The sequence below is a fragment of the Corallococcus aberystwythensis genome, assembly GCF_003612165.1.
Classification (GTDB): domain Bacteria; phylum Myxococcota; class Myxococcia; order Myxococcales; family Myxococcaceae; genus Corallococcus; species Corallococcus aberystwythensis.
The window spans coordinates 1-3385 of sequence record NZ_RAWK01000474.1 but is presented as its reverse complement, the minus strand read 5'-3'; the positions used below and the strand labels follow the sequence as shown (position 1 = coordinate 3385).

Here is a 3385-nt window from a genome sequence, read left to right as displayed (position 1 = left end):
CGCCCGGCCCGCCGCCGGCCCCCAACCCTGACGACGAGATGGAGGCGCTGCTGCACCTGCTGCGCGAGCTGCCCGACGGCTGCCCGGAGCAGCGTCGCGCGGCGGGCCGCCTCGCCGTGCTGGTGCGTCCGCACCTGGTGCGCGCGGCAAGTTCCGTCGCCCGCCGCTGGAAGGTGTCCGCGGAGGACCTGGAGCAGGAGGGGCAGGTGGCCACCTTCAAGGCTTGGCGCCGCTTCACCCCGGGCCTCGCGCCGGGCCGCTGCCTCTACCCGGCCTACGTGCTGCGCCTGGCTCGCCAAGCCATGGAGCGCTACGCGGCGGGGGAGCGCAACGCCGTCCACGTCACGGACCACGCCCTGAAGCGGCTGCGGCGGGCGAAGAAGGCGGCGCGGAAGGAGGGCGTGCCGGTGTCAACCGCTCTGCGCGCCCAGGGCCTGGACGAGGCCTCCATCCTGACGCTGGGGGAGGGCTCCATCTCCACCGTCTCCCTGGACCAACTCCTTGCCGGTGAGGACGGGCGTCCGGACGCTGCAGCGAACGCGGAGACGCGGCTGGGGCTGGTGGACACGACGGCCGCGCGCCACCAGCACGTGGCCGAGCGTGAGGCGGCCCTCACCGCGCTGCACCAGTTGCCCCGGCTGCAGCGCGTGGTGGCGCAGAAGCTTGCGGGCTACGGGCGCCCCCCAGGCACGGAACCAGCGGCGCGGACCGTGGCCCAGGAGCTGCGCCTTTCGGAGGACGAGGTGCTGAGGCTCCATCGGCAGGCCCTGAAGCGGATGCGCGAGGTGATGGACGCCAAGGGGCTCGGGCCGGAGTTGCCCGCGCGCGCTGCGGGGAAGTTGCGCCAGCGTCGCGCGGCCGAGCCCCGGGATGCGCGGCCGCGCATCCCGGGGCGGGGGGACCAGCTCGGCCTGGAACTCCTGCGCGTGGAGTCCCGCCGCCCGTCAGCGTGGGGCGCGTAGCGGTGCCCACCATCGTCGCGAAGAAGGCGGGTACCTGCACCGCCGCCGGGTGCGGCGGGCGCATCCTCAAGGGCGAGCACGTGGAGTACTTCGCCGCCACCGGCACGCGGCACCTGGAGTGCGCGAGCGCTGAGCAAGGCAGGCGCCCCAATCTCCGCGCCGGGCGCTGCCGGTGCGGTGCACAGGTGGCCCCGCGCGAGGGCTCTATTCAGTTGGAGGAGAAGACGCGCGGGGGACGCTTCGTAAGGCGCTGGCTCGTGCTGTGTGCGCGTTGTGTGGGTCCTGGGCTTTCGTCCTGATGCGCCTTCGCTTAAGAGCCCTCTGACGGAGGCTCAATGGACGCGAACGATTGGGCAGCGCTGGGAAGTATGCTTGCCGGGCTCGGGACATTTGCCGCAGTTGGGGCTGCCGTCTGGGCGGCCCGCTCTGCTCTTCCCACAGCTCTTCGACAGTTTCGGGAGACAAAGCGCGAAGAGAATGCGGGGGCGGTTGCGCAACAGCTTTGGATCGCCGGTTTCCGCCTGATGCGTGAGCTGGAGGCGTTAGCAAACCCCGTTATTCGGGGTGGCGACTCCGGGGGAGCTGAGCCGCAGGAGGCGAACAGGAGAGACAGTAGCGACGCCTACAACAGAGCCAATGCTGACCAGTTCAAGCGGATAAGTGAGGCTAGCGATGCCTTCCTTGATGCCTGGGGGCTTGCTGAGCTTCACTTGTCGAACGACGTCGAGGAAGTTCTTAAGGCCGTTTGGATGGAACGAGCAGAAACGCTCTCTGCGGCGGGCTTGTTCGCGATGTCTCTTGATACACAGCCAGGCACAATGCCTTACGCATGGGGGCGCCTCTTTGGGGAGGAGGCAAAACAGCGGCGTGTCGACTGTGAAACTGCGCTGCGTAAGACCCTGAAGCCCCTCGCACGTCACGAAGGGCCTCAGGCTCTCGTCCACCAAGGCGCGTTCCGACCCCCGAAGTGACGTAGCCGTCAGGCGATGCGCGCGGGCAGCTCGTCGCCCGGCTTCGGCAGCAGTTCCAGCACATCCCCTTCCTTCGGCGCGAAGTCCGGGGAGTGGAAGCTGATGAAGATGGGCAGCGAGGCCGTGGGCTCCACGCTCGCCACCTCCGCCGTCGCCTTCGTGCCCTTGAGGCGCACGGTGGCTCCCTGGTGGGCCTCGTGCAGGCCGTGCTCCACCGCGAGGTAGAGTCCTCCGCCATCTTCGTCGGGCGCCACCGCCGTCACCTTCACGGAGACGAGGGTCGCGGTGGCATCGGTGGGGACGGAGTCTTGGGCCGCTTCAACCAGAGGCTGGACGCTCGGTGGCGGGGTGGCATGCCGTCGGCGCGCACCACGGAGCGCCTCCAGCTCCAGCTTCGCGCGCCTCGTCTCCAAGTCGTCCTGGTTGCGCAGCACCTCCAGGTAGCGGACCTGCGAGCGCAGCGCTTTCACCTCCTCCACGAGGGCGTCGCGCTCCGACCGCACCAATCCCAGCTGCGTCTCCGCCTGCTCCACACGGAGGCGGACCAGCACGTCCACTGCACGCCACGCCTGGCGCTCGCGTGATGGCACGTCCTCCCACTCCGGCAGCGGGTCGCCCGCGCCGTCACGCCTATCCAACGCCTCTAGGAAGGTTTCGTGCAGTCGCTTCACGTCGCGGCTGCGCTCCAACTGCCCCAGTCCAATGCCTGTCTCGGTGCCTGCGTTCATGGTGCTGCCTCCTGCTGGTGGTGCTGCGGGGTGGACTCACGCGGGAGCTGCGCGAGGGTGAAAGCGGGGGCGGAGCTCAATGCGTGCCCGCCGCGTGGATGAGGACGGAGCGAGCCGGGACGTCGAGGCGCGCGAGCGCGGACTCGATGAGCGGCAGGTAGTCGTCCTGGACGAGCGCCGCTGCGAACCTGTCCGGCGCCTCCAGGACGAGCATGTCGCCCTCCAGCGTCGGGCTCAGGCGCGTGAGCTGTTCGGCCACGTAGCGCTTGCCGTCCGCGTGGAGCGCGGCCAGCACCTGGCCCCAGGCGGCGCCCGCCTCGGTGGCGGGCAGCGCCGGGCCCTCAGCAGGCGCGGCCGCAGTGCCCTGGCCCGGGACGTGCCGGCGCCATACCTCAGGGCTGACGAAGGCTCTCGCGGCGCACACCGGCTGGCGGGACTGCCCCCAGGCGTCCTCCAGCCAAGTAATCCATGCCGCGCGCAGGCGTGCCTCGTCGCTCCCGACGGCGGCCAGCGCGCCCGCGTACCAGGTGGCCCAGCCCGGCGGGGGCGCCTCGGGTATGGCCCCCGGGAAGCGACGGCAGCGCTCCTCCTGGGTCCAGGCGAAGAACACCTTGTCCGGGCTCGGCACGTCGTCCTCCATCCACGTCGGCCGCGCCTTGCGGACGACTGGGGACACCGGGACATGGGGCGGAGGGGACGTGTCCCCGCCGGTGCGGGACAGGGG

General features: G+C 70.8%; 3 protein-coding genes and 1 pseudogene. 2 read left to right on the top strand and 2 right to left on the bottom strand.

The window, feature by feature from the left end:
* On the top strand, window positions 1–962 hold a 962-nt coding region (locus tag D7W81_RS40515), incomplete at its 5' end, for a sigma factor (RefSeq protein WP_147445817.1).
* Between the two features lie 335 nt (window positions 963–1297).
* On the top strand, window positions 1298–1933 hold the full coding sequence (locus D7W81_RS42160) for a hypothetical protein (protein WP_147445816.1): 636 nt from the start codon (window positions 1298–1300) through the stop codon (window positions 1931–1933).
* An 8-nt stretch (window positions 1934–1941) separates the two neighbouring features.
* On the opposite strand, the gene D7W81_RS40505 is transcribed toward D7W81_RS42160, so the two are convergent.
* Window positions 1942–2661 (bottom strand): hypothetical protein, encoded by a 720-nt coding sequence (locus D7W81_RS40505; protein WP_120560653.1) that lies wholly within the window; start codon window positions 2659–2661, stop codon window positions 1942–1944.
* A 76-nt stretch (window positions 2662–2737) separates the two neighbouring features.
* A pseudogene (locus D7W81_RS40500) lies at window positions 2738–3385 on the bottom strand (hypothetical protein); the annotation flags it as partial.

Coding starts and splice junctions, on each gene's coding strand:
- D7W81_RS42160 (WP_147445816.1), top strand. CDS start 1,298: ATGGACGCGAACGATTGGGCAGCGCTGGGAAGTATGCTTGCCGGGCTC.
- D7W81_RS40505 (WP_120560653.1), bottom strand. CDS start 2,661: ATGAACGCAGGCACCGAGACAGGCATTGGACTGGGGCAGTTGGAGCGC.